Here is a 25,947-nt window from a genome sequence, read left to right as displayed (position 1 = left end):
TACTGCCTTTAGCGCTCGCTGAAGGCTTTAGCGAACTCATCAACTTTATCCCAATCGGTAAACTCGTAAGTGCCAGACGTATCTGTCGGCCCTTTGGTGATCCACATGATAAGACGGATCATAAACTTATCGAAGAAGCGATACTTTGGATAATCAATCTTGCCGGCAAACACGCCCAACTGCTGCGGTTGCCATAATGAAAGTTGAATAAACTTCTTCATGTAGGGATTGGTTTCTGGGGTATTTTTCTCAGGCTTTCGCGCCACTACATTAACGGTGAAAAAGGCATTCTTCTTACTGGTCAGCGCTGCGCGATGACGATTTACATACTGAAACAGCTCGGGTCTATGTTTACCATAGCGAATACTGGCACCGATAATCACTTTATCGAAATAGGATAGGTTGACTGACTGAGCTTCTTCTAACGAAACCATAGTCACCATCTGTGTTTCTGTCTTACAAATCTCCTGGATCCGATCACAAATCGCTTTTGTTTGACCATCAACAGTTGAGTAAATAATTAATGTACGACTCATCAATTCTTCCAAAAAGTCGGTGTAAACAACACCAATAAGGTAAACACTTCTAATCGACCGAATAACATCGCCACGACCAAAACCCACTTTTCACCATCGCCGATACTCGCATAGTTACTCGCAACCTCACCCAGTCCAGGACCTAGGTTGTTTAAACAGGCAGCGGTAGCACTAAAGGCGGTAATATTATCCATGCCAAGAGCCATCAGGATCAACATGCACACTACAAAAACCAACGCATAGGCAGAAAAGAATCCCCAAACGGCATCGATAACACGATCAGGTAATGCCTTGCCATTTATACGGATAGAGAACATTCCCCGAGGATGTATTAGACGCTTTAGCTCTCTAGAGCCTTGCAGCAACAATAAGATCATCCGCATCACCTTAATGCCACCAGCAGTAGAGCCACCACAACCACCGATGAAGCTCGAAAAAATCAATAGCATTGGCAAAAACAGCGGCCACATGTGAAAGCTTTCAGTACCAAAACCTGCGGTGGTAGATATTGATACGGCTTGGAACAGCGCAAAATCAAAGGTCTCTTCGGCGCTGTCGTAGATACCGGAGTGATATAGCGTAATAAAACAGATAAGGGTCAAGGCTAATTGAATCACGATTAACGCTTTAAATTCAGCATCTCTAAAATACACTTTCAGATTAATACCGCGTCGGGTAAATGCAGCAAAATGGAGGCTAAAATTGAGGGCGGCGATCAATAAGAACACCACACAAACCATATTAATGGCCGTACTATCAAAATACCCCATGCTGGCATCGTGAGTGGAAAAACCGCCAATCGCAATCGTCGAAAAAGAGTGACAGATGGCGTCAAACACATCCATTCCAGCGACCCAATAAGCAAAGGCACAGGTGATAGTCAGCGCAAGGTAGATATACCATAATGCCTTGGCAGTTTCGGCAATTCTCGGGGTCATCTTACTGTCTTTAACTGGCCCAGGTATTTCAGCTCGATAAAGCTGCATCCCCCCGACGCCCAATACTGGCAAAATGGCGACAGCAAGCACAATGATCCCCATCCCCCCTAACCACTGTAATAGATGACGATAGAACAAAATTGCTTTCGGTAGAGTATCTAGGCCAACTAATACCGTGGCCCCAGTAGTGGTCAGTGCCGAGAAGGATTCAAAAACACTGTCAGTAACAGATAAATCTGGCTGACTAGAAAAAATGAAGGGAACGGCACCAATAGAGCCCAGAACGCCCCAAAACAATACCACCAGCAAGAAGCCCTCTCGAGTTCGTAGGTCTTTCTTATGGTGACGGTTCGGATACCAAAACAAAAAACCGAGAAGTAAACTCAGAAAGAATGCCTGAATAAATGCCGTTCCTCCACCATCTTTATAGATCACGGCAACGAGTGCAGGTGGGAGTAGTGACAAAGAAAACAGGCCCATCAACAAACCCGTTATTCTTATTATGGTTCTATATTGCATCTAAGCTTTCTATTCATCCATATAGCGACATCATGCAGACTTCGGCATTTTCGCACATATTCATCACGCAGTTGTATAAAATTTATTGTTACATTGTGAAACCATGTCGCTTTAACAATCACAATGACAGATGGCACGCTAAAATTAGCTTTCAAATTGTGGCTTAAGCGAGCCTTGACTCATGGTTGCTAGCTCTTGTGAAAGCTGACATTGTTGATTTTTAGGGATCATAAAGTGGAGTAATACTTTATCTGTAAACTCCTTATCTGTAACGATCGCCTCGCAACGAGCCAAGAAATACTCAACATCTTTGAGTTGATGATAATCACACATCAATTTAGCGGGATAACGAAGTAACTTTATCTCGGTTTCAAGCTGGGTAAGTCCCTGTTTAATCCCTGAGCTGTAAGCCCTAACTAAACCGCCAACTCCCAGCTTAGTCCCACCAAAATAACGCACAACGATAGCCCCTAACTCGCCGATGTTTGCTCCTTGTAATGTCGCCAACATTGGCCGGCCGGCGCTCCCCGCGGGTTCGCCATCATCACTCGAGCCCGTGGCGACGGTATTACTAGGATCACTGGCAACGAAGGCATAACAATAATGATTGGCCCCCGGGTATTCCCCCTTGATGTTAGTGAGCGCACACTTAAGCTCTTTCTCTGATGAACAGTGAAATAAGAAAGAAACAAAGCGACTATGCTTTATCTCTTCTTCAACCATTAATGAGGCCGATGGAATCAAATAGCTTTCACTCAATGGTCATCAATCCTAACTATTCAATCCGAGATCTCGTGTCATGTTTTCATTGTGATCACTATGAACAATGACGTTGTCTTCGATACGAATACCACCAAATGGGCGCAGAAGATCAACCTTATCCCAATTTATCTGCTGTCGAGCATCTTGCTTCAACTCATTGAGTAGGGTGTCGATAATATAGAGCCCAGGTTCAATAGTTAACACTTGATTGGCGGCCAAGGTGCGAGTACAGCGCAAGAATGGATGGGCCTCTGGCGGCGCAATATGAGTACCACGTTCGTCATGGAGGAAGCCTCCCATATCGTGTACCTGCAAGCCCAACATATGACCTAGTCCATGGGGGAAAAAGGCGCTGGTGATCCCTTGATCAATTAATCCTTGCTTTTCACCGGTGACAAGTTTGAAATCCAATAATATTTGCGCCAACTTCTGGTGAGTCACGATATGAAGATCTGGATATTTAACCCCAGGACGCATCATATCGATGATCTCCAGTTGCAGTGTATCCATTGCCGTGATCAACTCACCAAAAAGATTCTTTTCGAAAGCATAAGTACGAGTAATATCCGCGGCGTAACCGTGAAAACTAGCACCCGCATCGATTAAAAAAGACAATCGCTGAGCAGGCGTGTCATGCTCAAGTGCGGTGTAATGCAATATCGATGCATTTTGATTAAGGGCGACAATATTGCCATAAGGCATCTGGTTCTCACCCTGCTCTGTTGCTGCCAAGTAAACTTGCTGGATCTGAAACTCGCTAGCACCGCTATAAAATGCACTTTTTGCTGCATCATGCCCCTTAACCGCAATTTCGTTTGCCCTGCGCATACAAGCCAATTCGTACTCAGTTTTAGTGGCTCTGTGGTAATGCAGATAGCTCATGATCGCCTCAGGATTACGAGACTTAAAACCTAACACCTCAGCGACCTCTAAGTGCTCACCAATATATGCCCAACTTCCTATATCTTTAGGTAATAACTCGGCAACCTTGTCGGCCTTGGTTAACAATTGAATGTCGAACTCTTGAGCCCAAAACGCATCAGGAAGATCGGCGACTTTATGCCAAAAATCGACAGGACGATAGAAAATAAGCTGTGGCTTATCTTTACCATTCACCAACAACCAACAGTGAGGATTATCGAGCACAGGTAACCAAGCTTTAAACTGCGGATTAACCTTAAAAGGATAATCCATGTCATCGAGAAACTGGCGATGGGGCTGTCCCGAATGAATGACCAAACCGCTTAGCTGCTCACGAGCCATGATCTCAGCAACACGACGATTTAATTCAAAGATATGGTTTGGATAAAGAGGCGCTAAGTTTTCCATCTCTCGGTTCCTATTATTGTTCTAATAAAGATGACTACCCCTAACAATATAGGGTTAGGCAGTGATCCAGTGAGTCTAACATAAAGGACAAAATTCAGCCTAACTGAAGAAAATTAAACAACCGTTTAAATTGGGTGTTGAAATTTTCTTAATTTAGACGCACACTGAGCAACAACTGGTCAAATGATGGCCTGCTGTAAAATAGGGATTTACCTACGCCATACAAAATCAATAGTGGGTAATGCTCTTTAAGCAATAAGGAAGCAAGCAATGATCTACCAAAGTCCTACAATTCAGGTTGAATTACTTGAAGACAATATCGCTCGGCTCTGTTTCAATGCCGCGGGCTCAGTCAATAAATTTGACAGAGAAACCCTCGACTCTCTCAACACCGCATTAGACAGCCTAACGCAAGTAGATAATATTAAAGGTCTAGTGCTTACTTCAGGCAAAGACGCTTTTATTGTTGGTGCAGACATCACCGAATTTTTAGGCTTATTCGCCCAAGATGATGCCGTACTTCTAAAATGGTTAGAAGAAGCCAATAGCGTATTTAATAAATTGGAAGATCTTCCCTTCCCAACCATCTCTGCTATCAAAGGTTTTGCCTTAGGCGGTGGTTGCGAAACGATTTTAGCAACAGATATGCGCGTAGCGGATACGACCGCACGCATTGGCCTACCAGAAACCAAACTAGGGATCATTCCAGGCTTTGGTGGTACGGTACGACTACCTCGCGTCATTGGCGCCGATAACGCACTCGAGTGGATCACCACAGGGAAAGACCAGCGCCCAGATTCAGCATTAAAAGTCGGTGCTATCGATGCTATTGTTGCACCTGAGGCGCTAGAAACCGCAGCGATTCAAATGCTAAAAGATGCGATTGCAGAAGAGATTGATTGGCAAGCGCGCCGTCAACGTAAACTGTCGCCATTAACCCTACCTAAACTTGAAGCTATGATGTCATTTGCAACGGCAAAGGGCATGGTATTCCAAGTTGCTGGCAAACACTATCCAGCCCCAATGGCTGCAATTGATGTGATCGAAAAGGCTGCTGGCGCCGAACGAACAGAAGCCTTACAAGTTGAGCATCAAGCCTTCTTAAAGCTGGCTAAGACAGAAGTAGCCCAAGCGCTTATCGGTATCTTCCTTAACGATCAGCTAGTAAAAGGCAAAGCGAAAAAAGCTTCAAAACAAGCTCATCCAACGAAGTCTGCCGCCGTATTAGGAGCAGGGATTATGGGTGGCGGTATCGCATATCAAAGTGCCAGCAAAGGCACTCCTATCGTAATGAAAGATATTGCCCAGCCAGCCCTTGAGCTTGGCTTAAGCGAAGCATCTAAATTGCTGACTGCGCAGATCAAGCGTGGCCGCTCTACCCCAGAAAAAATGGCGGCGGTACTCAATAACATCACTGCCACCTTAGATTACAGTGCTATTAAGCAAGCTGACGTTGTTGTCGAAGCGGTTGTCGAACATCCAAAAGTGAAAGCAACGGTGTTGGCTGAAGTAGAGCAACACGTTAGCGAAGATGCCATCATCGCCTCTAACACATCAACCATCTCAATCAACTTACTGGCGAAGAGCCTGAAGAAACCGGAACGTTTCTGCGGTATGCATTTTTTTAACCCTGTGCATAAGATGCCATTAGTTGAAGTGATCCGCGGCGAGAACAGCTCTGAAGAAACCATCGCATCGGTTGTCGCCTATGCAGCTAAGATGGGTAAAACGCCTATTGTGGTAAATGATTGCCCAGGTTTCTTCGTTAACCGCGTATTGTTCCCCTACTTTGCTGGCTTTAGTGGCCTACTTGCCGATGGTGCTGATTTTGCAGCTATCGATAAGGTAATGGAAAAGCAGTTTGGCTGGCCTATGGGTCCTGCTTACCTGCTTGATGTGGTTGGTCTAGATACCGGTCATCATGCACAAGCTGTGATGGCTGAAGGTTTCCCAGACAGAATGGGCAAAACCGGAAAAGACGCAATTGATGTGATGTTTGAGGCGCAGCGTTTTGGTCAGAAGAATGCTAAAGGTTTCTACCAATACTCAGTCGATCGTCGCGGTAAGCCGAAGAAAGATATTGATGCCATGAGCTATGAATTGCTGGGCGCAGCCTTTGGTGAGCTAAAAGAGTTCAGCAAAGAGGACATCATCGCTCGCACTATGATCCCAATGATCATCGAAACGGTACGTTGTCTTGAAGAAGGAATTATTGCCACGCCAGCTGAAGCCGATATGGGACTGGTTTATGGTCTTGGATTCCCTCCATTTAGAGGGGGGGTGTTCCGTTACATAGACACCATGGGCGTAGCCAACTTTGTCGCACTTGCAGACAAATATGCGCATCTAGGTGGTCTATACCAAGTAACAGACAAGATGCGTGAACTTGCAGCCAACAACGGTAGTTACTACCAAGCCTAATCAGCGGGAAGGAATAGAATAATGAAACAAGCAGTTATTGTAGATTGTATCCGTACTCCCATGGGCCGCTCTAAGGCTGGAGTATTTAGAAATGTACGCGCAGAGACCCTCTCTGCAGAATTAATGAAAGCACTTTTAGTGCGTAACCCACAACTCGACCCAAACACCATCGAAGATGTGATTTGGGGCTGTGTTCAGCAAACCTTAGAGCAAGGCTTTAACATTGCACGTAATGCAGCCCTACTGGCTGGTATTCCAAAGCAAGCTGGCGCAGTGACCATCAACCGTTTATGTGGTTCATCAATGGAAGCGATGCATCAAGCCGCACGCGCCATCATGACTGGCATGGGCGACACCTTTATTGTGGGTGGTGTTGAGCATATGGGTCACGTACCAATGAATCACGGTGTCGATTTCCACCCAGGCCTTGCCAACAATGTGGCTAAAGCCTCTGGAATGATGGGCCTTACTGCAGAGATGCTAGGTAAAATGCATGGCATTACTCGCCAGCAGCAGGATGAGTTTGCTGTACGATCTCATCAACGTGCTCATGCGGCTACCATCGAAGGCCGTTTTGCCAATGAGATCCATGCTATCGAAGGCCATGATGCCAGTGGCGCACTTATTAAGGTTTTTCATGATGAAGTTATTCGTCCAGAAACCTCACTAGAATCACTAGCAAGCCTGCGCCCAGTATTTGATCCAGCCAATGGTACCGTTACAGCTGGGACTTCTTCGGCACTATCTGATGGTGCTTCAGCCATGCTAGTGATGGAAGAAGAGAAAGCTAAAGCGCTTGGTCTGCCGATCCGCGCGCGCATTCGCTCTATGGCAGTGGCTGGATGCGATGCTGCAATTATGGGTTATGGCCCAGTTCCTGCGACCCAAAAAGCATTGGCCCGAGCAGGATTAACCGTTAACGATCTCGATGTCATCGAGCTTAATGAAGCTTTCGCAGCACAATCACTCCCTTGTGTTAAAGATCTTGGTTTGATGGATGTTGTCGACGAAAAAATTAACCTCAATGGCGGCGCGATCGCTCTGGGTCATCCATTAGGCTGTTCAGGTACTCGTATCTCTACCACCCTAATCAACCTGATGGAAAGCAAAGATGCCTCTTTAGGTCTTGCGACCATGTGTATTGGCCTAGGCCAAGGCATCGCAACGGTATTTGAACGAGTGTAACGCTTCCCTCCCATGAGCGTTTGTAGAAATCGAGTAACGAGAGTTACTCGATTTTTTTTCGCCATTTTTTGCGGTTTACGCCCATCGAGTAAAACCTCGCCCAAACACAGCTTGTACTCAGTCCTGATTTATGAAAATAATCAACAAATCAATTCAAACGAGATCACTCAATGCACAGTCAGACACTTGCCGACAACCCCAATGCAGCCTGCACGATTGCAAGTTGGTATTATCACCAGTGGGGACACTTAAGCGCTGATCGCACCTTAGAAACCGTGCAATCATCACTCTCTGACTATTTAAATCGCGATACACTACCATTGATTTTAATGCTGTGCCGAGGTGATGAACCACTCGCTGTTGCTCAGTTAAGATTTCAAGAAAATCCTGACTATCCTAAAGACTCTCACTGGCTTGGTGGTGTTTATGTCAAAAAGAGTGAGCGAGGTAAGGGGCTGGGCAATAAGATTATTCAGTTAGCGATAGAGAAAGCTCGCACAATGAATATCACCACGCTCTACCTTCAAACAGAGAGTCATAATATCAAGCTATATCGTCAACAAGGCTGGCAGAAAATAGATGCTCAGGACTGCCACGGCACTACAATATCCATCATGGTAAACCAACTGTAAATATCGGAAACAACAAGTTATGACCCCAGCAACCAAAGCACTAGATAAAGCAAAAATCAATTACACAGTTCACGAATACCAACATCAGGCTGGTAGCGGTGCATACGGCCTAGAAGCCGCAGAGAAACTTAATCTGGATGTCGCCTGCGTATTTAAAACACTGGTTGCCGAAATCGATAACCATAAGTTAGTGGTTGCGATTATTCCTGTGGATAAAAAGCTTAATATGAAACGCCTTGCCAAAGCAGCAGGCTCAAAGAAAGCGGCCATAGCCTCACCAGAAGATGTTCAGCGCGCAACGGGATATGTACTCGGTGGCGTCAGCCCTATCGGTCAAAAGAAGAGACTCGCTACCTTTATCCATGACAGTGCCGCACTCTTAGATCAATGTTACGTAAGCGGCGGCCGACGGGGATTCGATATTGGTTTAGCACCGAATGACCTCAGAGCAATCACCAACGGCCAGTTAAGCAATCTGATCGATTAGCCCAACACTATGAAGCTGTTCCACGTGAAACACTTCACGGCTATTTAACTCACAAAAAACTTAACCCAACTTGGCACAATCCCTTGGCTAGCGTAATATTAGCCCCCACTGTTTAAAGTGGTTTTTTCATCATCCAAGGTTATATCTATGAGCAACACTTTTTCTGACGCACAACACCAACTCGACGCCTTAGGCTTAAGATGTCCGGAACCCGTGATGATGGTTCGAAAATCGGTGCGTAAGATGCAAGAAGGTGAAACCCTGTTAATTATCGCAGATGATCCAGCCACCACCAGAGATATCCCAAGCTTCTGTGAGTTTATGGACCACACGCTAATTGCTAGCGAAACAGCCACAACCCCCTATCGGTATTTGATAAAAAAAGGCCTATAAGCATATCTTGCATCCCTACCAACGTGCGGTTTACACTGTAAAACAGCACTCAAAAGGACGGGAACAAGATGGCGAGTTTACAAGGTATTAGTTATAAGGTCGTCAAAGGCGGCCCCATGCTCGAAACAAGCAATGCACTCGTCACCACGACGACAGGAGTCGCACAGGATGTGTTTGGCAAGCCTGGTAGACGCCAAGTTACAGTGCTCTCTGCCCAGCAATGGCAATTAGCCTGTAACGAACTCAACATAGATCTCCCTTGGACCACCCGCAGAGCCAATCTACTTATCGAAGGTTTTGAGTTTAGCCCTCTCTCTGTAGGTAAAGTACTTCATATCGGCGACCTACGGCTGCATATCACTGGCGAAACCGATCCCTGTAAAAAGATGGAAATGACACAGCCTGGCTTGAAAGCCGCACTGACCCCAGATTGGCGTGGCGGCATCACCTGTCGAGTACTAAATGATGCCAACATCAATATTGGTGACCCAGTATACCTTACCGAACAACTTGAATTGCTTTAACGCGCCACTCTACAGCCTGCATCAGTGGGCTGTTCCCCTCTGAACACGCAAACTATTCACTAAATGTCACAGAATTATGGTTTTACTGTTACGCAAATTATGCGATAAATAACAGCGAAAATTCGACGAACATCAACAATCAGTAAAAAACTCACCCACAAAACAAAACAAATAAACGGGACATTAATGTTTAAACAAAAACTCACCCCGCTCTGTGCCGCTATAGCCTTAAGCCTTAGCCTTCCTGTATGGGCAGAAGACAAGACCGATGAAACGACTTGGCAGGTCAATGCGCCTGCAAACGCTCCCCTTCAACAAGTCAAAATCGACGTATCCGAAGGCACCTGGATGAACGTCAGTGTCAGCCCAGATGGAAAAACGATAGTATTTGATCTGTTAGGCGATATTTATCAAATGCCCATCGAAGGTGGCGAAGCCAAGGCCATCGCCAAAGGCATCGCTTGGCAGATGCAGCCTGTTTATAGCCCAGATGGAAAATCTATCGCGTTTACCTCCGATCAAGATGGCGGCGATAACATTTGGATTATGGATGCCGACGGCAGCAACCCTCGCCCTGTCACAAAGGAAACGTTCCGTCTGCTTAATAGTCCTGCGTGGAGCCCAGACTCACAGTACCTGATCGCCCGTAAACACTTTACAGGTAGCCGCAGTTTAGGTGCCGGTGAAGTCTGGTTGTATCATGTTGCTGGTGGCGATGGCGTTAAGCTCACAGAACGACCCAACGAACAGAAAGATTTGGGTGAGCCAGCCTACTCTCCAGATGGACGCTACGTTTACTTCAGTCAAGACGCCACGCCAGGCAAAACCTTCCACTACTCTAAAGATTCGGTGAAAGGCATCTATAAGATTAAGCGTTACGATACTCAAACGGGTGATATAGAAGTACTCATCGAGGGCACTGGTGGTGCGATACGTCCAACACCTAGCCCAGATGGAACTAAGTTAGCCTATATAAAACGAGATGGTTTCCAGTCGACACTTTATCTACTCGATCTAAAATCGGGTGAAAAAACCAAGCTATACGATAAGCTCGACCGTGACATGCAGGAGACTTGGGCGATTCATGGCGTATATCCAACAATGAGCTGGACCGCCGATAACCAAGAGATCATATTCTGGGCCGGTGGCAAGATAAACCGTCTAAAGATAGACAACAAACAAGTTAGCCAGATCCCCTTCTCGGTTAAAACAGAGCTAGCTGTACAACCATCCGTGCGCTTTAAGCAGAACATCGACAAGGATATTTTCGATGTCAAAATGCTACGTATGGCACAGGTATCTCCCGATGGAAAGAAGGTGGTCTATGAAGCCCTAGGTAAGTTATGGGTTAAAACTTTACCTGATGGCAAGGTCTCTCGACTCACTAAGCTAGATGCCGATCTGCGAGAGCTATTCCCGCAATGGTCTCGCGATGGCAGACAGATAGTCTTCACCACTTGGGATGATGACAAGCAAGGTAGTGTCCGTGTTATCAGCGCGCGCGGTGGTAAGGCAAAAATCCTCACCCAAGAGCCAGGTAAATATGTTGAACCCACCTTTTCCCCAGATGGAGAGTTAGTCGTTTACCGCAAAGCAAAAGGCGGCAATATCACGCCAAGAACCTGGTCTCAGGAACCCGGCCTCTATGTGGTCGACATCAAAGGCAAAGCTAACACAAAGATCACACCCGATGGATACCAGCCTCAGTTCGGCGCAGAATCGGACCGAGTATTCTTTCTCGATCACGCAGAGACACCACAACTATCCTCGATTAATCTCCATGGATTTCAAAAGCGAGTCCATTACACCAGTAAGCACGCCACCGAATTTAGAGTCTCACCGGACGGCAAACAACTCGCGTTTGCTGAGCGCTTTAAAGTCTGGGTCACCCCATTCGCTAAACATGGCGAGACCATAGATATTGGTCCGAAAGCCAGCAATCTGCCAGTTACCCAATTAAGTGTACGTGCGGGTGAGAGTATCAGTTGGAACAACAACAGCAATCAACTCTACTGGACTCTGGGCCCAGAGCTGTATCAAGTTAGCGTGGATAACAGCTACACCACAGCAGAAAAAGGCGCCAAATCAGAGAACAGCGAACCTAAGATCACTGATATCGGCTTTAGCAAGAAGGCGGATGTTCCACGTGGAACTATCGCCTTTGTTGGTGGCCAAGTGATCACCATGGAAGATGATAAGGTTATCGATAACGGCATAGTGATTGTCAAAGACAACAAGATTGTTGCTGTAGGTGATGCATCAACGGAGGTCCCTGCTGACGCAGAGGTTATCGATATCAAAGGCAAGACACTAATGCCAGGCTTATTTGATGCACATGCTCACGGATCACAAGGTGAAAGTGAGATCATTCCGCAACAGAACTGGGAGCTTTACTCCAACTTGTCCCTAGGTGTCACCACTATTCATGATCCTTCTAACGATACCACTGAAATTTTCGCCGCCTCAGAGCAACAAAAGGCGGGTAATATCGCCGGACCGCGTATCTTCTCTACTGGCACAATCCTGTATGGTGCAAATGCACCAGGATACACCTCACATATCGATTCACTCGATGATGCTAAGTTTCACTTAGAGCGACTCAAAAAAGTCGGTGCGTTTAGTGTTAAGAGCTACAACCAACCTCGCCGTAACCAACGCCAGCAGGTGATCGCCGCGGCGCGTGAGTTAGAGATGATGGTGGTACCTGAAGGCGGCAGCTTGTTGCAGCATAATCTCACCATGATTGCTGATGGCCACACCACCATTGAACATTCACTACCAGCCGCAGCTATCTATAACGACATTAAGCAGTTCTGGAGCCAAACTGAGGTGCACTATACTCCAACCTTAGTGGTTGCCTATGGTGGTATCTCAGGCGAAAATTATTGGTACGATAAAACAGATGTGTGGTCGCACCCTCGCCTGTCGAAATATGTACCTGGTGACTTGTTGCAAGCTCGCTCTATGCGCCGCCCAACGGCACCAGATGAACACTATAACCACTTTAATGTTGCACGCGTTGCCAACGAGTTAAACGAGCTGGGTGTAAAACCTAATATTGGCGCACACGGACAACGCGAAGGTTTAGCTGCTCATTGGGAAATGTGGATGTTCGCCCAAGGTGGCATGAGTAATATGGAAGTGTTAAAAACGGCAACCATCAACCCTGCCATTACCTTCGCCATGGATCATCAACTGGGGTCGATTAAATCAGGTAAGCTTGCCGACTTGATCGTAATTGATGGCAATCCACTCGAAGACATTCGTGTTACCGACAGAGTGACTTATACCATGGTCAACGGCAAACTTTACAATGCCGAAACCATGAACCAACTTAACGGTAAGAAAACCAAGCGCAAACCATTTTTCTTCGAACTTTAATCATAATTGAATTTTAAAATCTGCCAGACTTTGGCCGCAAATTTTAATTTCATGAAAATTTAAAATCAGATTAAAAATAGGCTTTATCAAAAAGACGAAAAGGGTGTTCCACGTGGAACACCCTTTTCTTCTTATCACAGAAATATTTTGCGGACACCACACTTTAGAAATGACGAATATAAATAACCTGAACTCGGGTTAAGAGATGGAATAACGCTATATGAATTAGCCGTTTTATGTTTATTTCATCTCAAACTTGTCATTTGTTTTGCAAACAAGGCATATTTACGCGTCAATAGCCCGCCTATTGCAAGTGAATCCAACACAGTTAGCGGAATAAAGGGCTGTTTGAGATACGTTTATTATCACTAGTTCTCCCTCTCTAAACGCGGCATCACTTATCACCCTGTTGATAGCAAAAGCAATCGACCAAGTGATCGTTAACCATACCCACAGCCTGCATAAATGCATAGCAAATTGTCGGGCCGACAAAGTTGAAACCTAGCTTTTTAAGCGCCTTTGACATCGCTTCTGACTCTGGCGTTTGTGCTGGTAGCTGCTCTAAAGAAGTGAAGTGATTGACAATGGGTTTACCACCAACAAAACTCCATAAAAATGTAGAAAAATCATTACCCTGCTCTACATATGCCAAATAGCCTTTGGCATTTTTAATAATCGAATTTACTTTTAACCGATTACGCACAATGCCTGGATTTTGCAATAATTCTTCTACCTTTTCCTCATCAAAAGTGGCGATGATCTTAGGGTCAAAATGGGCAAAGGCCGCCTCATAATTTTGCTGTTTCTTAAGAATAGTTATCCAAGATAAGCCCGCTTGCTGTCCGTCTAAACAGAGTTTAGCGAACAGTTCCTGACTGTCATAGACAGGTCTTCCCCACACTTCGTCATGATAAGCTTGATATAAGGGATCATTGCTCACCCAACCACAACGTTTAACTTCCATGGTATTTTTTCTCAATTTTCCTCAGTTAAGGTAAAAAATAACCTACATAAGCCGTTTTCAACAAGGTATAATCGAAACCATTTTCTATCACCAGCTGACAGTAGTAGACATGACGACGAAACACGACGTAAAAACATTCCAGGGATTTATCTTAACCCTGCAAGAATACTGGGCGCAGCAAGGTTGCGCTATCGTTCAACCGCTGGACATGGAAGTGGGTGCGGGTACATTCCATCCAATGACTTTCTTGCGTTCATTAGGCCCAGAACCAATGAGTAGCGCCTATGTCCAGCCATGTCGCCGTCCAACCGATGGCCGTTACGGTGAAAACCCTAACCGCCTGCAACACTACTACCAGTTCCAGGTTGTGCTAAAGCCGTCACCAAGCAATATTCAAGAGCTGTATTTAGGCTCACTTGAAGCGCTTGGTGTCGATATGGGTATCCACGATGTACGTTTCGTTGAAGATAACTGGGAATCTCCAACCCTTGGCGCTTGGGGCCTTGGTTGGGAAGTTTGGCTAAATGGTATGGAAGTGTCTCAGTTCACTTACTTCCAACAGGTCGGCGGCCTAGAGTGTAGTCCAGTCACTGGCGAGATCACCTATGGTTTAGAGCGCCTAGCCATGTACATTCAAGAGGTTGACAGCGTTTATGATCTTGTTTGGACCGATGGTCCAATGGGCAAGATTATGTATGGTGATGTTTTCCACCAGAATGAAGTTGAGCAGTCTACCTATAACTTTGAACACGCCAACGTAGAAGTGCTGTTTAAGCAGTTCGATGACTGCGAAAAAGCGTGTAACCACCTACTCGCACTTGAAACACCACTACCACTGCCTGCTTATGAGCAAGTAATGAAAGCCTCTCACGCTTTTAATTTACTTGATGCTCGCCATGCGATTTCGGTAACCGAACGACAGCGTTATATTTTACGCGTTCGTACCATGGCAAAAGCCGTTGCAGAATCCTATTACCAAGCCCGTGAAGCGCTTGGTTTCCCAATGTGTAAGTAGAGGATTATAAAAGATGAAATTTGAAAACTTACTCATTGAAGTAGGCACCGAAGAGTTACCACCAAAAGCACTACGTAACTTAGCAGAATCGTTTTTAGCTAACTTCGAAGAAGAGCTAAACAAAGCAGAACTCAGTTTTGAATCGGCAACTTGGTACGCCGCTCCTCGTCGTTTGGCAATCAAGGTTAAGCAACTGGTATTGGCACAGGCCGACAAGGTTGTAGAGAAGCGCGGCCCTGCAATCGCTCAAGCATTCGATGCCGATGGCAACCCAACCAAAGCTGCAATGGGCTGGGCTCGTGGTAACGGTATTACCGTTGAACAAGCCGAGCGCCTAAAAACCGATAAAGGCGAGTGGCTATTACATCAAGCTAAAGTGGTTGGTGTAGAAACAAAGTCACTGATCGCCGACATGGCCCAGCGTGCACTAGACAAGCTCCCGATTCCAAAGCCTATGCGTTGGGGCAGCAGCAAGACACAATTTATCCGTCCTGTGCACACAGTGACCATGCTTATGGGTAGCGAGCTAATTGAAGGCGAACTACTTGGCATAAAATCTGCGCGTACCATACGCGGCCATCGCTTTATGGGCGTAGATACATTAGAACTAGATCATGCCGACAACTATCTCAGTGCGCTAAAAGAGCAAGGTAAAGTATTAGCAGACTATGCTGAACGTAAAACGATCATCAAAGCGGGCGCCGAAGCCGCTGCCGCTAAGATAGGTGGCGTTGCGGATCTTGAAGATGATCTGTTGGAAGAGGTCGCCTCACTGGTTGAATGGCCTGTTGTGTTAACGGCTAATTTCGAAGAAAAGTTCCTCGACGTACCAGCAGAAGCCTTGGTTTACACCATGAAAGGTGATCAAAAATACTTCCCAGTATTCGATAAAGCGGGCGCACTGTTGCCTAACTTTATTTTCGTAACTAACATCGAATCTAAAGATCCGGCGCAGATTATCTCAGGTAACGAAAAAGTGGTTCGCCCACGTCTTGCCGATGCAGAGTTCTTTTTCGAGACAGATAAAAAACTGTCACTCGAAACGCGTCTTGCTAGTCTTGAAACCGTGGTATTCCAAAAGCAACTTGGCACCATCAAGCAGCGCGTCGAGCGCATTTCGGCTTTAGCGGGCTTCATCGCTAATGGTATCGATGCCAACAGCATAGATGCCGCCCGTGCCGGTCTATTGTCTAAATCAGACTTGATGACCAACATGGTGATGGAGTTCACCGATCTACAAGGCACCATGGGTATGCACTATGCACGTCTAGATGGTGAAACCGATGCTGTAGCGGTTGCACTTGCTGAGCAGTACAAGCCTAAGTTTTCTGGCGATACAGTGCCAACCGCACCTATCTCTATCTGCGTAGCATTAGCAGAGAAGCTCGATACCTTAGTGGGTATCTTTGGTATTGGCCAAGCACCAAAAGGCGCAGCCGATCCATTCGCCCTTCGCCGCGCCGCCATTGGTGTGCTGCGTATCTGTTTAGAAAACAACTTACCGCTTGATCTTGTTGATCTGATTGCAAAAGCACAAGCGCTTCATGGTGAAAACCTCAGCAATGACAAAGTCGCCGAGCAGGTACTTGAGTTCTTTATGGGCCGCTTCCGTGCTTGGTATCAAGATCAAGATGTGAGTGTCGATGTGATCTTAGCCGTGCTTGCGCGTCGCCCTACTTCACCAGCCGATTTTGAAAGCCGTATCAAAGCGGTTGCTCACTTTAGAACCCTTGAGCAAGCTCAAGCACTCGCTGCAGCCAATAAGCGTGTATCTAACATACTAGCTAAAGTCGAAGGTGAGCTTCCAGCCGCTATCGACGATAACTTGTTAGTTGAAGGCGCCGAAAAAACTCTAGCCGCTAAGCTTAATGAACTTCAACCTCAGCTTGCACCACTGTTTGCAGCTGCCAACTATCAAGAAGCCCTTTCACTGCTGGCAAACCTACGTGAAAGCGTGGATACCTTCTTTGAAGACGTGATGGTGATGGCCGATGATGAAGCGCTGAAGAACAACCGCCTAGCCTTGTTATCGAGCCTACGTGAGCAGTTCTTACACGCGGCAGACATTTCGTTACTGCAATAAGCCTAAAGTTTGCTAATAAAAACGCACCCTTAGTGGTGCGTTTTTTTATGACCGAGGATAGTAATACATCCTCTGCACACAATTTCGAATCTACTCATTTCAGTGCAATACTTGAGCGATGATACAAAGCCAAGTTAGACTTAACCCTATCTTTCCCGCAACTAGGTCTAAATTGCCATGGTACCTGAAAGTATCATCTATCCTCTAGGTGAAAACGCCTTGGTGTTGGACCCAGCGCCGCGAGCTGCTATCGACTATTCCCTACAAAGTAAACTTTGCTGGATAGCTGACAGCAGCCGAAATCTAGCTGGTGTGCTCAATGCTGTTCCCGGGATGAATAACCTAACTCTCTATTTTGACAATCCCGAACGGCTTAAATCTGGTGAAGCGATACTACAACAACTATGGGATGAGGCTGAGCAACATTCATTACCCCAACGAAATATCGATATCCCCGTGATATATGGTGGTGAGTATGGCCCAGATATCGATAATGTCGCCAATGCCCACCAGCTTAGTGTCGACGCGGTAATAAGCCTGCATAGTAGCGCCAGATACAGAGTCTTTTTCATTGGATTTCAACCAGGTTTTGCCTATCTCGATGGCTTACCGACCTCATTGCATACCCCAAGATTATCAATACCTAGACAGCAAGTGCCCGCTGGTTCAATCGGGATAGGCGGAGAGCAAACAGGCATCTATCCAAGCCAAAGCCCTGGAGGATGGCAGCTTATCGGCCAAACCAATCTCAAGCTATTTAACCCGCTGCAGCGCTCTCCCAACCTATTACAGCCTGGCGATATCGTCACTTTTGTTCCTGTCAGGTCATTTACATCATGATGCACATTGATCAAGCAAACAGCCATATTACGATCCAAGATCTAGGCCGCACAGGTGTAGCCCATCTAGGTGTCCCTATCGGCGGAGCTATAGACAGACAGGCATTGACCCTCGCTAATCGCTTAGTGGCAAACCCCGATAACTGTGCCGCATTGGAGTTTAGTGCTGGAGAATTTACTATCCGCTTTGAAATCGACACTTGGGTCGCCCTATGTGGCGGACACTTTGATGCCAGCATCAGTAACAGACCCCTATGGAATGGATGGCGCGGTAAAGTTAATAAAGGGGAGTCGTTGTATATTCGCGGTCCGAAACAAGGGATGTACGGCTACCTTGCCATCATGGGAGGTATAGATTGCGAGACGGTTTTAAAGGGTAAAGGCACCGATATCACCAACGAGTTTGGCGGGCATCATGGGCGCTATCTTGAAGCGGGGGATCGATTAAACATCGGCGTGACAGCCCTCGGTAACTTCAGCCGTCCGATTGGCGCGGTGCAACGTGCTAACGACGGTATCTTAAGAGCCCTTCCCGGCCCAGAGTTAGCGCTCTTTAGTCAATTCAGTAAAAAAGCCTTTTGGCATACGTCTTGGAAAGTCTCCAATCAAAGCAACCGCATGGGGACTCGGCTAGATGGTCAGCCCCTTTCAACCGAAACCGACATTAGCTTACGCTCCCATGGCGTAATGCCTGGGGTGGTACAAGTTCCACCCAACGGTCAACCGATAGTATTGATGGCAGATGCGCAAACCACAGGAGGATATCCTAGAATCGCCTGCGTGATAGCCGCAGATTTATGGAAGGTGGCGCAAACTAGGCCAAGACAAGCGTTGATATTCCAACACATCAGTCCAAGTCAGGCACAAAGTGCCAACTATGAATGGCAGCAGTATCATTATCGTTTAGCGAGGGCAATGGATGGCAGTTAACACAAAGCAAATTAGGCGGCGTTATCCTATCGATCTCAATGCCGATTTAGGTGAGGGAGGTGTAAATGACCAAGCCTTACTGCAAATGATCACCAGCGCCAATATTGCCTGTGGTGGACATGCGGGCGATCAAACCTCCATGCGCCAAACGGTAAAACTCGCTAAACAGTACAATGTGCTGATAGGTGCCCACCCAAGTTATCCAGATCGCGCTAACTTTGGCCGTCAAACCATGGAGCTAAGCCCGAATAAGTTATTGGACTCGCTATATGGTCAAATTACCGCTTTAAAGCAAATTTGCGACACCTTAGAGGTAAAACTACATCATGTTAAGCCACATGGCGCTCTATACAATCAAGCCGCTGACAACAGCGATTTAGGGCAAATAATTATCGATGCGATAAAGCGCGTCGATCCAAATCTAAAACTCATGATGTTAGCCGGTAGCTCTCTCGTCCAGCAAGCACGTGCGCAAGGTATTGAGGTTATTGAAGAAGCCTTTGCCGACAGAGCCTATTTAGCCAGCGGCGCACTGGCATCACGCCGCCTTGCAGGCGCCGTTATCGAAACCCCTCAAACCGCAATGAAACAAGTTGAGAACATTATCAACGGTCAACCTATTGCTACGCTAGACTGTGGATCGGTCATCATAAAGGCGACCAGTATTTGTTTGCATGGCGACAATGAACACGCACTAGCCTTCGCTAAGCTTATCAGCCGACATCTGTACCAATCAGCATAAGCCACGCGCTTTTTATTTTTAGCAAACGAATTGAATAGCTCTGGTGAATTCAAGGCGAATGGATGATAAAGCGCTCCCCTTTAAAGTCATTACAGATCCCAGTAAGTAGTTAAAAAATAGCAATAAAAAAGCCCCAGATCTCTCTGAGGCTTTTGCTTCACTAACGGTCAATAAAACTTACACGTCCAAGTTAGCCACATTAAGTGCGTTTGACTCGATAAAATCACGACGCGGCTCAACCTGATCACCCATTAAACAGGTAAACAATTGATCGGCGCCAATAGCATCTTCGATAGTCACTCGAAGCATACGACGCGACTCAGGATCCATTGTGGTCTCCCAAAGCTGCTCAGGGTTCATCTCACCCAACCCTTTGTATCGTTGGATATAAAGGCCACGCTTAGAGTCGGTCATCAACCAATCTAATGCTTCAACAAACGAAGTGATCTCTTTAACACGTTCACCACGCTTAACGAAGCCACCCTCTTCGATTAATCCATCAAGCGCTTCAGCAAGCTTTGACATACGCTGATAGTCGCTAGACACTAAGAAATCGTAAGAGAACAAGTAGTGAGTATCGATACCGTGTTTACGAATAGTGATCTTAGGCAGATACACTTGACGCTCAGGGTCAAGGAAAGCTTCGCCACTAAAGATAAACCCACCAGACTCAGCTTCTTTCAACGCAGCAACGTAAGTATCACACCACTGCTTAACTTTAGCTTCGTCCGCCATTAACTCACTGGTTAACGCTGGTTGATAAAGCATACGCTCAGTCAACATAAGTGGATAACGCTTCTCTAGACGATCAAAAATTTGCTCGACTTCGCGATATTGATAAACCAACTTCTCTAACGGTGCACCCGACATTGGCGGCGCGTCTTGAGAAGGGTGAATTTCACCACCGTCTAACGCTAAGTTCGTTAAGTATTCAACCAAAGCTGGATCATCTTTCAGATACTGCTCTTGCTTACCTTTCTTAACTTTATATAGCGGTGGTTGAGCGATAAAGATATAACCACGCTCAATCAGTTCAGGCATTTGACGGAAGAAGAAGGTCAACAGCAGCGTACGAATGTGCGAGCCGTCGACGTCAGCATCGGTCATGATAACGATGTTGTGATAACGGGTCTTATCTGGATCGTACTCGTCACGACCAATACCACAACCTAATGCGGTGATCAGTGTAGCGACCTCTTGCGAAGACAGCATCTTATCGAAGCGGGCCTTCTCAACGTTGAGGATCTTACCTTTTAGAGGAAGAATGGCTTGATTCTTACGGTTACGCCCCTGCTTGGCACTACCGCCAGCAGAGTCCCCTTCCACTATGTATATTTCAGAAAGCGCTGGATCTTTCTCTTGGCAATCGGCAAGCTTACCTGGCAGACCGCCTAAATCTAATGCGCCTTTACGACGAGTCATTTCACGCGCTTTACGAGCGGCTTCGCGAGCACGAGCCGCATCGATGATCTTACCAACAATCAATTTAGCTTCATTTGGATGTTCCATTAGGTAATCACCTAGCTTCTCACCCATCGTCTGCTCAACCGCTGTTTTAACTTCACTAGAAACCAGTTTATCTTTGGTTTGCGAGCTGAACTTAGGATCAGGCACTTTAACCGAGATAACTGCGGTTAAACCTTCTCGCGCATCATCACCTGTGGCGCTAGTTTTGCCTTTCTTATTGAAACCTTCACGGTCCATATAAGTATTTAGGTTACGCGTCAGTGCACTACGGAAACCCGCTAAGTGAGTACCGCCATCGCGCTGTGGAATATTGTTGGTGAAACAGAAGATGTTTTCTTGGAAACCGTCATTCCACTGCATCGCAACTTCAACGGTAATGCCGTCTTCACGCTCTTGAACAAAGTGGAAAACCTCTTTGTTTACTGGCGTCTTGTTAACGTTTAAGTAGTCAACGAAAGCGCTAATACCACCTTCATACTTAAAAAACTCGTCACGGTCATCACGTTCGTCAACTAAACGAATACCCACACCTGAGTTTAGGAATGACAGTTCGCGGACACGTTTAGCCAGAATATCGAAATGGAATTCGACATCGGTGAAGGTTTCGCTACTAGGCCAAAAACGGATCTCTGTGCCTGTGGTTGTCGCATCACCAATCGCGTTAATCGGTGCATCAGGTACACCGTGAGTATAAAACTGCTCGTAAAGCTTACCTTCACGACGAATGGTCATCTGTAGTTTTTCTGACAGCGCGTTTACAACCGAAACACCCACACCATGAAGACCACCTGATACTTTGTAAGAGTTATCATCGAACTTACCACCAGCATGCAGTACAGTCATAATAACTTCAGCAGCAGAAACCCCTTCTTCCTCATGGATAGAAACAGGAATACCACGGCCATCATCTTTAACTGATACCGAACCATCTGCATGGATTTTGATCGTAACGTCACTACAATAGCCAGCAAGTGCTTCATCGATAGAGTTATCGACCACTTCGAATACCATGTGATGTAGACCCGTACCATCATCGGTATCACCGATATACATTCCTGGTCTCTTACGTACCGCATCAAGGCCTTTTAGAACCTTAATACTCGAAGAATCGTAACTATTCTCTGACATATTATTCTCTCGTCGGTTATTCAATTACCGTTACACGCCCTTGTTCCACATGGAACACCTTTGCAGGTGGCGTGTTTAACGAATCTATTATTGCCGCAGGCTCGATGGCAGTCACAAATACTTGCGCTCCTGTATCGCTTAGCTGCTGCAGCAACAGTTGTCTGTGTCTTGCATCCAATTCCGATGGCAAATCATCCACCAGATAAATACTGTTTTTATCTATTTGTTGTTTTAGCAACTTTCCCTGTGCAATGCGCAACGCACACACTAACAATTTCAATTGGCCTCGGGATAACGCATCCTGAACAGGCAATGTTCCAACACGCAGCCTTAGGTCAGCCTTATGGGGCCCACTCGCTGTATGTCCTGCCGCTAAATCTCTGGGATATTGTGCCTGCAACAACTCATGATAATCAGTTTTGCTATCCCAACCTCGAGTAAAGGAAACTTTAACATCAACCTGAGGTAAAAACTCTTCGATTATACCCTTAAGTCGTTCATTTAACGAGCCTACATATTGCTTTCGTATCTCAGTGACAATTTCGGCATAACGCACCAATTCCTTGTCCCAAAACTGAACCTGATGATAGGGCGTTTCATTTTTAAGCATTTGATTTCTATGCTTTAAAATTCGTCTAACATTAGCCCATGCCGAGTGGAAGTTTTTGTCGGTATGAAAGGCCCCCCAATCGATAAACTGACGCCGAGATTTTGGCCCTTCAAAAAGTAGTGAAAAACTCTCGGGAGTGATCACTTGTATGGGTAAAGTTTCCGCTAATGTTGATAATCTTTTAACCTTATCGCCATTGATTTTTACCTCGGTATCACCTGAGCGAAAACGGCGTAAACCAATTTTTTGCTCTTGATCGCCTTGGCTTAAGTTAGCAAATAGGGTGAGCTTATCTTCACTATTTTGAATGACACGCTGAGATAGATGACTGCGAAATGAACGTCCCATACCAAGAAAATAGATCGCTTCGAGTATGCTGGTTTTACCGCTACCATTTTGGCCATAGATAAGGTTCAATCCATCGCCTAACTGCAGTTGTGCGCTAGTAATATTGCGAAAAGAGTCGATATGAAGACGGGTTAAACTCATTAATTACTCAGTAGTTCAGCCTAAGCAAATAAATTAACGCCACAGGATGTGGCGTTAATAAGGACCGAATTAGAGGCGCATTGGCATAACAACGTACATAGAATCTTCTTCGATATGGTTCTCAATCAAAGCACTCGAATTGCCATCGATTAAGGTAATGCGCACATCATCGGAAGGTAAGTTGTTCAATACATCCAGCAGATAGCTCACGTTAAAGCCGATTTCTAGCGGGGTATTGTCATATTCGATATCTAAGATCTCTTCCGCTTCTTCCTGTTCAGGGTTATTAGCGGTGATCTTAATTAAATTCTGCTCTAGCTGTACACGCACACCACGGAACTTCTCATTCGATAGAATAGAGGCGCGTAGCAATGCCTGTTTAAGGTGGTTACGGCTAGCGATAACCACTTTATCGCCACCCTTTGGTAATACGCGGCGATAATCAGGGAACCGACCATCGACTAGCTTACTGGTAAATACCGCACTCTGTGTCGTCGCACGAATCGCATTGTCACCAATAGCTATTGTGACATCCAGATCTTCGCCTTCAAACAAGCGCTGCAGCTCTAACACGCCTTTACGTGGCACAATGACCTGCTTTTCAGGTAGAGACTCTTCAATCATACGATGACTTAATGCTAAGCGATGACCATCGGTGGCAATTGCGCGTAATACATTACCTTCGGTCTCAAATAACAAACCATTCAGGTAATAACGCACATCTTGGTTGGCCATCGAGAACTGAGTCGCATCGATAAGTGACTTAAGCGTACCCTGCTTGATCGTAAATTGAATATCGGCCTGGAAGGCTTCGACGTTCGGGTATTCTTCGGCAGGTAATGTGGCCAAAGTAAAACGACTGCGACCAGAGCGCAGCAACAGGCGGTTTTCCTGTTGCTCAATTTTAAGTTCGACTTGATCGGGAAGTGATTTAACAATATCGAGAAATTTCTTCGCCGGAACGGTAGTCCGCCCTTCAATGACCTCCCCCTCAAGCTGCGCTTGACCGACGAGTTCAACCTCTAAATCGGTACCGGTCAACTTAAGTGAGTGACCACTTACTTCAACTAAAAGGTTTGCCAAAATAGGCAAGTTATGTCGTCTCTCCACCGCTCCACTAACGAGTTGAAGCGGCTTTAATAGGGCATCCCTATCAATTGAAAATTTCATTAGTTTCAATTTCCCAGATTTTATGAAGATAACGTACGGATCAAGTTAGCATAATCTTCTTTAATGTCATGACTTTCTTCACGGAGCTGCGCGATTTTACGACACGCATGCAATACCGTGGTGTGGTCACGACCCCCAAAGGCATCACCAATCTCAGGTAAGCTTTGGTTAGTTAACTCTTTAGAAAGTGCCATTGCCATCTGTCTTGGACGTGCCACACTGCGAGAACGACGCTTAGACAACATATCGGCCATCTTGATCTTGTAATATTCGGCTACGGTTTTCTGAATATTGTCTATAGTGACCAATTTTTCTTGCAGAGCCAAGAGATCTCTTAGTGCTTCGCGCACAAAATCGATAGTGATCGGACGACCAGTAAAGTTTGCGTTAGCAATAACACGGTTTAACGCGCCCTCTAACTCACGCACGTTGGATCTCAAACGCTTCGCAATAAAGAAAGCTACTTCATCTGGAAGGTTAATACCACTCTCTTGCGCCTTACGCATCAAAATAGCAACACGAGTTTCTAATTCCGGTGGCTCAATTGCAACCGTTAGTCCCCAACCAAAACGAGACTTAAGACGATCTTCAACGCCGTCGATCTCTTTTGGATAACGATCAGAGGTCAAGATGATCTGATGATTGCCTTCGAGTAAGGCATTAAAGGTATGAAAAAACTCTTCTTGTGATCTGTCTTTATTAGCAAAAAACTGAATATCATCAATAAATAACGCATCGACACTGCGGTAGTAACGCTTAAACTCTTCAATCGCATTATTTTGCAGGGCTTTAACCATATCCTGCACGAATCTTTCTGAATGCATGTAAACCACTTTAGCATTCGGATTATTCTTGATAATGCCATTACCCACAGCGTGTAATAAGTGGGTCTTACCTAAACCAGTACCGCCATAAAGAAATAACGGGTTATATGCGCCACCCGGATTTTCTGATACTTGCAGTGCAGCAGCTTTACCCAGTTGGTTCGATTTACCTTCAACAAAGTTATCAAACTGATAAGTAGGGTTGATATTGCTTCTATGATTAGTGCTTACCGAAGGTTCATTGGTATTAAAAGAGGGCTTGCTGGGCGATTTATTGGCTGATGGCGCAGCAGGCATTCTCACTGACGCTGCTGGAGTGGCTGGTTTGTTCGCTGGACGACTACCAATATCAAAACGCAACTTAGGCGCGTTGCTACCTAATTGCTCAGTGAAAAATTGATTAATGCTATTAAGGTATTTATCTCTAACCCAATCGAGAACGAATCGATTCGGTGCGTATAACACTAGAGTATCCCCGTCCATTTCGGCTTGTAACGGTCTGATCCACATACTGAATTGCTGAGCAGATAGCTCGTCTTGTAGTCGTCCGATACATTGCTGCCAAAGTGAAACCGCCAC

At 45.8% G+C, this 25,947-nt stretch carries 21 protein-coding genes; 12 read left to right on the top strand and 9 right to left on the bottom strand.

Annotation, left to right across the window (positions count from 1 at the left end; translation table 11 throughout):
• Positions 1-8 precede the first annotated feature (8 nt).
• The 4 genes from hemG to pepQ form a co-directional block, all read right to left on the bottom strand.
• The gene (hemG, locus tag K0I73_RS00105) at positions 9-536 is read right to left on the bottom strand and encodes a menaquinone-dependent protoporphyrinogen IX dehydrogenase (protein WP_220062589.1); all 528 of its coding nucleotides are present in this window, start codon (positions 534-536) and stop codon (positions 9-11) included.
• Positions 536-1,993: a TrkH family potassium uptake protein gene (locus K0I73_RS00100; RefSeq protein WP_220062588.1), complete on the bottom strand. Its 1,458-nt coding sequence runs from the start codon at positions 1,991-1,993 to the stop codon at positions 536-538. Before K0I73_RS00100 ends, hemG begins: the two co-directional genes overlap by 1 nt.
• Positions 1,994-2,137: 144 nt before the next feature.
• Positions 2,138-2,752: a YigZ family protein gene (locus K0I73_RS00095; protein WP_220062587.1), complete on the bottom strand. Its 615-nt coding sequence runs from the start codon at positions 2,750-2,752 to the stop codon at positions 2,138-2,140.
• Between the two features lie 12 nt (positions 2,753-2,764).
• Positions 2,765-4,084, bottom strand: a complete 1,320-nt coding sequence (gene pepQ / locus K0I73_RS00090) for a Xaa-Pro dipeptidase (RefSeq protein WP_220062586.1) — start codon at positions 4,082-4,084, stop codon at positions 2,765-2,767.
• Between the two features lie 270 nt (positions 4,085-4,354).
• On the opposite strand from pepQ, the gene fadB reads away from it, so the two are divergent.
• The 7 genes from fadB to K0I73_RS00055 all read left to right on the top strand — a co-directional run bounded on the left by fadB (position 4,355) and on the right by K0I73_RS00055 (position 13,107).
• Positions 4,355-6,505 (top strand): fatty acid oxidation complex subunit alpha FadB, encoded by a 2,151-nt coding sequence (gene fadB / locus K0I73_RS00085; RefSeq protein ID WP_220062585.1) that lies wholly within the window; start codon positions 4,355-4,357, stop codon positions 6,503-6,505.
• Between the two features lie 21 nt (positions 6,506-6,526).
• Positions 6,527-7,690: an acetyl-CoA C-acyltransferase FadA gene (gene fadA / locus K0I73_RS00080; protein WP_220062584.1), complete on the top strand. Its 1,164-nt coding sequence runs from the start codon at positions 6,527-6,529 to the stop codon at positions 7,688-7,690.
• 170 nt (positions 7,691-7,860) lie between these two features.
• Positions 7,861-8,322: a GNAT family N-acetyltransferase gene (locus K0I73_RS00075; protein ID WP_220062583.1), complete on the top strand. Its 462-nt coding sequence runs from the start codon at positions 7,861-7,863 to the stop codon at positions 8,320-8,322.
• A 19-nt stretch (positions 8,323-8,341) separates the two neighbouring features.
• Entirely contained in the window at positions 8,342-8,809 is a 468-nt protein-coding gene (ybaK, locus tag K0I73_RS00070; protein WP_220062582.1) for a Cys-tRNA(Pro) deacylase, read from the top strand.
• 147 nt (positions 8,810-8,956) lie between these two features.
• Positions 8,957-9,202, top strand: coding sequence for a sulfurtransferase TusA (gene tusA / locus K0I73_RS00065; protein WP_220062581.1), 246 nt, complete (start codon positions 8,957-8,959; stop codon positions 9,200-9,202).
• 68 nt (positions 9,203-9,270) lie between these two features.
• Positions 9,271-9,726 (top strand): MOSC domain-containing protein, encoded by a 456-nt coding sequence (locus K0I73_RS00060; RefSeq protein WP_220062580.1) that lies wholly within the window; start codon positions 9,271-9,273, stop codon positions 9,724-9,726.
• 186 nt (positions 9,727-9,912) lie between these two features.
• A complete protein-coding gene (locus K0I73_RS00055; RefSeq protein WP_220062579.1) occupies positions 9,913-13,107 on the top strand; it encodes an amidohydrolase family protein in 3,195 nt (1,064 codons plus the stop codon).
• Between the two features lie 394 nt (positions 13,108-13,501).
• Here the strand turns inward: K0I73_RS00055 and K0I73_RS00050 are convergent, their stop codons facing one another.
• Complete coding sequence (locus K0I73_RS00050; protein WP_220062578.1) at positions 13,502-14,071, bottom strand: DNA-3-methyladenine glycosylase I; 570 nt, start codon at positions 14,069-14,071, stop codon at positions 13,502-13,504.
• 109 nt (positions 14,072-14,180) lie between these two features.
• On the opposite strand from K0I73_RS00050, the gene glyQ reads away from it, so the two are divergent.
• From glyQ to pxpA, 5 genes are all read left to right on the top strand, one after another.
• Positions 14,181-15,086, top strand: a complete 906-nt coding sequence (glyQ, locus tag K0I73_RS00045) for a glycine--tRNA ligase subunit alpha (RefSeq protein ID WP_110458781.1) — start codon at positions 14,181-14,183, stop codon at positions 15,084-15,086.
• Positions 15,087-15,099: 13 nt separating this feature from the next.
• Positions 15,100-17,169 (top strand): glycine--tRNA ligase subunit beta, encoded by a 2,070-nt coding sequence (glyS, locus tag K0I73_RS00040; protein ID WP_220062577.1) that lies wholly within the window; start codon positions 15,100-15,102, stop codon positions 17,167-17,169.
• A 177-nt stretch (positions 17,170-17,346) separates the two neighbouring features.
• Complete coding sequence (pxpB, locus tag K0I73_RS00035; protein WP_220062576.1) at positions 17,347-18,009, top strand: 5-oxoprolinase subunit PxpB; 663 nt, start codon at positions 17,347-17,349, stop codon at positions 18,007-18,009.
• Positions 18,006-18,938: a 5-oxoprolinase subunit C family protein gene (locus K0I73_RS00030; protein WP_220062575.1), complete on the top strand. Its 933-nt coding sequence runs from the start codon at positions 18,006-18,008 to the stop codon at positions 18,936-18,938. The genes pxpB and K0I73_RS00030 overlap by 4 nt, the downstream gene beginning before the upstream one ends.
• Positions 18,928-19,680 (top strand): 5-oxoprolinase subunit PxpA, encoded by a 753-nt coding sequence (gene pxpA, locus K0I73_RS00025; RefSeq protein ID WP_220062574.1) that lies wholly within the window; start codon positions 18,928-18,930, stop codon positions 19,678-19,680. Before K0I73_RS00030 ends, pxpA begins: the two co-directional genes overlap by 11 nt.
• A 177-nt stretch (positions 19,681-19,857) precedes the next feature.
• Here pxpA and gyrB read toward each other — a convergent pair whose 3' ends face one another.
• The 4 genes from gyrB to dnaA all read right to left on the bottom strand — a co-directional run bounded on the left by gyrB (position 19,858) and on the right by dnaA (position 25,947).
• On the bottom strand, positions 19,858-22,275 hold the full coding sequence (gyrB, locus tag K0I73_RS00020) for a DNA topoisomerase (ATP-hydrolyzing) subunit B (RefSeq protein ID WP_220062573.1): 2,418 nt from the start codon (positions 22,273-22,275) through the stop codon (positions 19,858-19,860).
• 16 nt (positions 22,276-22,291) lie between these two features.
• Positions 22,292-23,374 carry a DNA replication/repair protein RecF gene (gene recF / locus K0I73_RS00015; RefSeq protein ID WP_220062572.1) on the bottom strand — a complete coding sequence of 361 codons (1,083 nt, stop codon included), beginning with the start codon at positions 23,372-23,374 and terminating at the stop codon, positions 22,292-22,294.
• Positions 23,375-23,443: 69 nt separating this feature from the next.
• Positions 23,444-24,544: a DNA polymerase III subunit beta gene (gene dnaN / locus K0I73_RS00010; protein WP_220062571.1), complete on the bottom strand. Its 1,101-nt coding sequence runs from the start codon at positions 24,542-24,544 to the stop codon at positions 23,444-23,446.
• Between the two features lie 20 nt (positions 24,545-24,564).
• Positions 24,565-25,947, bottom strand: a complete 1,383-nt coding sequence (gene dnaA, locus K0I73_RS00005; RefSeq protein ID WP_220062570.1) for a chromosomal replication initiator protein DnaA — start codon at positions 25,945-25,947, stop codon at positions 24,565-24,567.

Origin of the sequence: Shewanella mesophila (assembly GCF_019457515.1) — a bacterium.
Classification (GTDB): domain Bacteria; phylum Pseudomonadota; class Gammaproteobacteria; order Enterobacterales; family Shewanellaceae; genus Shewanella; species Shewanella mesophila.
The sequence above is the reverse complement of the archived record's forward strand: the minus strand, read 5'-3'. Positions and strand labels throughout refer to the sequence as shown.